We start from the raw sequence: 6,184 nt of genomic DNA, 5'->3' as shown, positions 1-6,184 counted from the left end.
GGTGGGCAGGCCGCCGGGGGCGGGGACGGGTGAGTCGCCGGACATGACAGCAGGGCCTAGCACTGACGCGCACGCTCCGCCCCTGACGAATCGGCTGGAGGAGGGCGGGATGCGTCTCCGGCTCAAGATATCCAGGAGACGAGAAAGAGCCTGAAAGAACCGAGGCCGGAAGCCGCTGAGATTCCAGCGGCTTCCGGCCCCGATTGCAGTGTCCCCGACGGGATTCGAACCCGTGTTACCGGCTTGAAAGGCCGGTTGTTTTGCGAGGGGATCTTGCATGGTGTAGAACATAGGAACAACAAAGGAACAACGCAAGGGAGGTCCGGTGCCGGCTTCGTGGGTAGGGAGGTGGAAAGGGGGACGGGTGAAGGAGGTCCGTGGTCGGACGGTGTGGGTTATCGAGCGCCGAGTCAGCGGGGCTGTGAAGGCCATCGCCCTAGATGCGTTGACGGAGGAGGACGCCCTCGCGGAACTGGTCCTCTTCGACCGTGACCCAGCTAGCTACAGAACGAAAAAGCAAACGGTCCTTCTTGCAGCGGAACAGGCAGAGAGGGCTGCTGCCGACGCTGTCGTCCTGACGCCCGAGCTTCACAAGGAGTTCATCGAGCACGCGCGCAAAGAGGGTCTCAATAAGGAATATGTTGAGCACATTCTCGGAAATTACCTCTCGCACTGGGGTGTGGCCCTGAACGGCCGAGACATGCGGGAAGTGACCCTCTTGGAACTGAGGAAGATGCTCAAGGGGTGGAAGACCGCCGAGCATCACCGCATCGTCGCCCTCAAATCGTTTGCTTCCTGGCTTCGTGAAGAAGGAAAGCTCCACCGAAGCAACGACCCGACCCTGGACCTACTGGTGCCGCAGGCCAAGCCTGAGAAGAGCGTCCGGGTGAAGGGCTATGCGATGTCGGAGGTTGAGGCCGTCTACGCGGAGGTCCCGAGTCAGCTCCTTCGCGATACTCTCTGCTTGCGAGCGAAGGCGTCCATGCACGACACCGAGATCGCCCGAGTGGCGCGAGGGGAGGCCGTTTTGAGAGAGGTCGATGACCCCTGCGGCATCAAGGGGACGGTGACCTTCTTCCACAAGCGCGGGGATGACCACGTCGTCAGCCTCGATGCCCAGGCGTTCGCGGCGGCCCTTCGACTCCAGGCGCGCAAGCGGCCTCTCACCCGGGCACCTGCGCTCTTGATGCTCAAACGCGCCGCCAACAGGCTTCGCGAGAAGTGCGAGACGCCCGAAGAGAGGGAGAAGATTCGGGTCATCGCACCCGGCGAGATCCGGCACAGTTTCTCGAACTGGGCATCGGATTACGGCGTCCTGGTTCGTCCAACGAAGCAGGGGCTTCCAGTGGAAGAGGTGGCTGCGGTGATGGGCCATCGGAGCACGAAGACGACGCGAACGTTCTACAAGCGCGTCTTGGTGCCTCCGATGATTCAGCTCCCCCTCAATCTGATTCACCCGGAGGACCCGCCCATTGCTTCGCGGACGGCGGACTTGAACGATTCCAACGAGAAGTCCGTGGCTTGATGTTTTCGACGGGATCGAGGGGCAGGGGTGGCCTGTTCCTCATCTCCCTTGATGCACGCGAGCACTGAGTCGAGTCGAACTGTCGTCCTCTTTCCGAACTTGGGCGCGCGCTTCAGTCGCCCATCGGCAAGTAGCTCGAACACGCGAGTGCGCTTGCACTGGAGCAACTCGGCAGCGCGCTCGACCGTGACGGCAGGTCCGTCGAGCCCGGGGCCGGTTGGATGGGTGGACATGTCACAGCTCAGCTTTCGTCGGTGCGGCACCTAACAGCCGCGCGTGCAGGAGTCCATAGGCAAGCGCCGCTTGCTGGGGCGCGACGCCGTTTCCGAGGAGCCGCAGTCGGTCGACCCGATTGGCCAGCCCATCAGCCATTCGACAAACTGCGGGTTCAACGTCCGGGCGCCTTGCGAGGACTGCGCGCCATCCTGCGAGGTCGTCTCGCCCTGGGGGCCACGAGGGAAGCTCAGGATGGCTTCCGAGAGCTGCCGGCGACGCTGGCCGATGCAGCTCGCCGCCTTCCAGTCGCACGCCCCCGGTGTCGGCCAGTCCTTCACAACCGCCCCCAGGTCCGCCCCCGACTGCCGCCCGTTGCCCGGTCTCCCCCCGCGCCTCCCGTGTCCGTTCGTGCTCTCCCCGGTGTTGGGAGTGGGCCAAGATGAAGAGCCGCTCGCGCTTGTGGGGCGCTCCGGCGTCGGATGCTCGGACACAAACCCATTCCGCATCGAACCCGAGCGCGGCAAGGTCGGTGAGCACGCGGTCGAGGCCCCGCGAACGGAGCGCCGCGACGTTCTCGACGAAGACAAAGCGGGGTCGTACCTCAGAGACGATTCGCGCGTATTCGCGCCACAAGCCCGAGCGCTCGCCGTCGAGGCCAGCACCCTTTCCAGCAACGCTGATGTCCTGACAGGGGAATCCCCCACTGACGCAATCCACGACGCCACGCCATGGGCTGCCGTCGAAGGTTCCAACGTCGTCCCAGACAGGCGCCGAATCCAGCTCTTCCTTTTCCATCCGGGCCACGAGGCAGGCCGCTGCGTATGCTTCCCGCTCGACGTAACAAACAGTCCGGAGGGAAGGCACGGCCAGCTTGAGACCGTGAGCGAGCCCGCCGCCGCCAGCGAAGAGTTCGAGTGCGCGGCGGGGATGAACTCCGACGGGATGAATAGCCAAGCCATGCGCGCTCACCTGGGGAAGACCTTCCGGGGCGCAAGTCGGCCGACGAAGTGAAGGCCAATGCCAACCGCGTCCCAAACGTTGTGGTGCTTGTCCTGGGCGCGTGGGAGCTGGACGCGAAGGTGTTCGTGCGGACGCTCACCGAGGCGCGCTTTGATGCGCTCCACCATCACGTCGGCATCCAGCGTCCCCTTCCACTCGCGCGGCAAGTAGCTCCGCTCCGACGTGGCTCCCAGGGCGCCCGCAACGCGTCCGACGACACCGGCAAGCTCGATGAGGTCGTTCGGGTCGCCCTTGGATTTGCCCGCCGTGTAGACCTGGGGGCACTCACTCGCGACGGTGACGGACACAGCCGCGCCAGAGGCCCTGAGCGGCTCCAGGAACGACGAAAGAAACTCGGCCACCGCTCCCGCCATGCACGCCCATGCCGCGAGCCCACGGGCTTGCCGCTCGGGGTTGGTGGGCATGCCCGCCGCGAGCAGCTCGCCCGTGTCCAGGTTGAAGAGCGCGACACCGCACTCGCGAAGCCCGGGGTCGAGCGCCACGAGGAACCGCAGTGTAGAGCCCATCACAGGTCAGCCACTCCGATGAGGGGGGACTCGGACTCGCCGCTCAGAGCCGACTGCAATCGCAGTTCGTAGAAGTCTGCGACGTCGGGCGAGACTGCGTCGTCGAGGTCTGAATCAAGAAAGAGGAACAGGCAAAGCGGGGACTGGTCGAGCGCGTTGTTCGGCGCGTCCATTGAGCACCATCTAGGATGAGTAGGCCCCCTGTAGATGGTGTGGATTTCGGCCGCGGATTACGCCGCACGCTTCGTGGCGGGTTCCCAGACGACTAGCCGCCCCGAGCTGTCACGCACGGTAGCTACGTCCTTGGACAGATAGCGAGACAGCGCGGGCTCGGCCTCGATGGCGGGCGCCAAGTCTGGAGTCACTTCGCGCATCGCCTGTCGCATGATTTCTGCCTTGCGCTCGGCCGCGTCGTGCAGGCGCTGCGGGTCGTCGGCGCGCAGCTCGCTAATCAGCTCGTCATGCACCATCAGGACAAGCCGCGAGCCATACAGGGGCGAGCTGCGGTCGACGTACATCTCGCGACTGACACGCCACATCGCGCGCTTGCACCCAACAGCTCCGAGCCCCTGAAACGGCGTGTTGAGGATTTGGGTGTACCCGCACCCGCCACGGAGGATGTTGGCGCCCGGAATCATCACGTCCGAGAAGCCGCCCCCGTAGGTGAGCGACTTCGCCCGGTGCTGTAGCTCGCGCTGCTCGGGCCAAGCGTTGAGCCACTTCGTATCCAGCTCCTTCGCCACCTCGACGCACGCCCGGCAGACCATCTTCGGCTTGCGTTGGACTGTCACGACGACGCGCTCGACACCGCAGACGTCCGCGCGCTTCGCCAGCAAGCAGAACGAGACGCGGTCCTTCGCGCGAGCGTTGTAGACGAGCGAGCCGCCCGTCATCCCGCCGCCCTTGCCGAAGTTGAGAATCTTCGCGAGCTGGCGGAAGGCAACCGCGACCGGTTCCTTCGCCTTCACCTTCGCGAGCAGCTCGTCATAGCTCGCCCCGAGGAACTCGGCCGCAGCCAGCGTGTGGACGTCGAGGCCGCTGTTCAGCGCGTCTGCCATCTTCGAGAAGCCCAGTTCCCAGATGGCCCGCTGAGCCATGGTGCGCAGCTCAAGCCCGCCGTAGTCGACCGAGCAGTAGACGAAGCCGGGGCGGGCCTCGTGGACCTCGCGAATGCCGCCCTTCTGCGGGAGTTGCTGGTAGTCGGAGCTGACACGCGTCGTGGACACCAGCACGTTGAAGCGCGGATTGATGGGGGCCTCTGTGCCGGCCTCGACGACATCCAGGTAGGTCGACTTGTACTTGTCGACGCGCCCGCTCTTCCCCAACTCTTCGAGGAGCGCGTCACCCGAACCGAGCAGCGTGTCCCTGTCGGTCGCGACCTGGCCAGCGGGGAATCTGTCGCTGGGGGCGGTGATGGGAGGCTCGCCGCAGTAGGCCGCCGTCACGAGAGCCGCGAGGCGCTTCGAGTCCTTCGTGCCGTCTTCGCGGTAGATGCCCGCCTTCTGGAACTTGGCCCTGTTCTCGGTCCATTCCCGCTCGACGCGCTCACGGAGCTGGGAGACTGCGGCACCGTTCGTCCGCAGGCCCCAGATTGAGGCGAGGTGAAGGGCGAAGGCGGCGCGCATCTGCTCAGCTTCGGCATGCAGGTTGCCGCCGTTGGGCGTCTCCTGGGCGATGGCCTCCTGCCGGTAGAATACGTCGAGCGTGTAGCGTGCGTCGCGCTTCGGGTAGTCGGCCGCTTCCCGGGGCCAGCGCTCGACAGGGACGCCGTCGAGTTCCGCATAGCGAAGCCGCCATGCCTTGGGGTTCTTCTTGTCCTCGCTGATGTCGAGCCCCAGGTAGCGCTGGACGAGGAGCGCGAGCGGGTAGCGTGCCCCCTCGTCGTCCTCGAGCTTCCGGCCGGTGGACGGGTCCACCCCGTACAGGCCCCGGGCGATGTCGATGAGGGCTTCGCGAATCTGGACGCAATGCAACCGGCCCGCTTCGAGCGCCGCGAAGATGGGGGCGACAAGTCGCGGGTCATCCGCGGCCATGACTCCGAGGTCGTAGGCGAGATTCGCGCCGACGAGGTGCGTGTCACGCTCGGCAATCGCGGCGCGGAAGAACTCACGGGCCTGTGCCTTGTCGAGAAGGCATTCGCTACCGGGCTCACGCATCGCGATGCTCGCGCAGACGAGAGGGGGCGCAAGCAAGCCGGGCTGAATCAGCCACGTCTCCGTATCAAACGACCAGAGGTTCACGGGATGCCTTGTGTGGAAGGGAGAGCGGCCCGTGTCGTGGGCCAGCCGCCGACGGAGAGAGCGCCGTCAGTCGCCGCCCGGCATCAGGCCAGGGCGTCGGCGAGCGCGGGGAGCTTGCTGGCCTTACGGGCCTGCTCGACCTGCGCGAGCTGCTCGTCGTTCAGCTCGACGTGAGACCAGCGATAGCCGTTGATGACCTTCCCGGGGAAGTTGTCCTTCGCGGGGAGCTGTTTCGGGTAGACCTCGCACCGAATCAGGAGGTGCGTGCCCGCCTGCCGCTCGTCGACGAACTTCTTCAGCGCGGCGGGGTTGGCGAACTCGTACTCCTCGCCCCCGACGAGAGCCATCAGGAACGACTTGAAGCGCCCGCCACCGCCCTTCTTCTGGTCGCTGAGGTTCTCGACATAGTCGACGGTCTCCCCCGGCCTGCTTGGGGCCTCACCGCCCGCCAGTGGCGCGGACTCGCGAACCTTCAGCTCGGCAATCGCCGAGTCCCCCTTGAAGCCTTCCTTGACGCGGACGACCGAGACTTCGAGCAGGTAGTTTCCGAATCGCGGGTAGCGGCCACTCGTGGAGGGCTGCGCGGTGGCAATCTTCGTTAGTGCGTTGTTCATATCTACGTGGGGCTTTCGGCTTGGGTTGCGCCAGCGACGACGTGCCGTGGCCCCATATAAAGT

The 6,184-nt window shown here is 65.5% G+C and carries 6 protein-coding genes; 1 reads left to right on the top strand and 5 read right to left on the bottom strand.

Features of this window, described 5'->3' with window-relative positions; all coding sequences use genetic code 11:
* Positions 1-364 precede the first annotated feature (364 nt).
* Positions 365-1,525, top strand: coding sequence for a site-specific integrase (locus tag FJV41_RS28880; protein ID WP_246137484.1), 1,161 nt, complete (start codon positions 365-367; stop codon positions 1,523-1,525).
* 234 nt (positions 1,526-1,759) lie between these two features.
* On the opposite strand, the gene FJV41_RS54995 is transcribed toward FJV41_RS28880, so the two are convergent.
* The 5 genes from FJV41_RS54995 to FJV41_RS28860 all read right to left on the bottom strand — a co-directional run bounded on the left by FJV41_RS54995 (position 1,760) and on the right by FJV41_RS28860 (position 6,121).
* A complete protein-coding gene (locus FJV41_RS54995) occupies positions 1,760-2,605 on the bottom strand; it encodes a DNA cytosine methyltransferase (protein WP_368773776.1) in 846 nt (281 codons plus the stop codon).
* A gap of 101 nt (positions 2,606-2,706) precedes the next feature.
* Positions 2,707-3,267 (bottom strand): hypothetical protein, encoded by a 561-nt coding sequence (locus tag FJV41_RS28870; protein ID WP_141645792.1) that lies wholly within the window; start codon positions 3,265-3,267, stop codon positions 2,707-2,709.
* Positions 3,267-3,440, bottom strand: coding sequence for a hypothetical protein (locus FJV41_RS52535; RefSeq protein ID WP_181791007.1), 174 nt, complete (start codon positions 3,438-3,440; stop codon positions 3,267-3,269). The genes FJV41_RS28870 and FJV41_RS52535 overlap by 1 nt, the downstream gene beginning before the upstream one ends.
* 57 nt (positions 3,441-3,497) lie before the next feature.
* On the bottom strand, positions 3,498-5,507 hold the full coding sequence (locus FJV41_RS28865; protein ID WP_141645791.1) for a DNA polymerase A family protein: 2,010 nt from the start codon (positions 5,505-5,507) through the stop codon (positions 3,498-3,500).
* 83 nt (positions 5,508-5,590) lie between these two features.
* Entirely contained in the window at positions 5,591-6,121 is a 531-nt protein-coding gene (locus tag FJV41_RS28860) for a hypothetical protein (protein ID WP_141645790.1), read from the bottom strand.
* Positions 6,122-6,184: the final 63 nt, after the last annotated feature.

The sequence above is a fragment of the Myxococcus llanfairpwllgwyngyllgogerychwyrndrobwllllantysiliogogogochensis genome (assembly GCF_006636215.1).
In the GTDB taxonomy this organism is placed as follows: domain Bacteria; phylum Myxococcota; class Myxococcia; order Myxococcales; family Myxococcaceae; genus Myxococcus; species Myxococcus llanfairpwllgwyngyllgogerychwyrndrobwllllantysiliogogogochensis.
The sequence above is the reverse complement of the archived record's forward strand: the minus strand, read 5'-3'. Positions and strand labels throughout refer to the sequence as shown.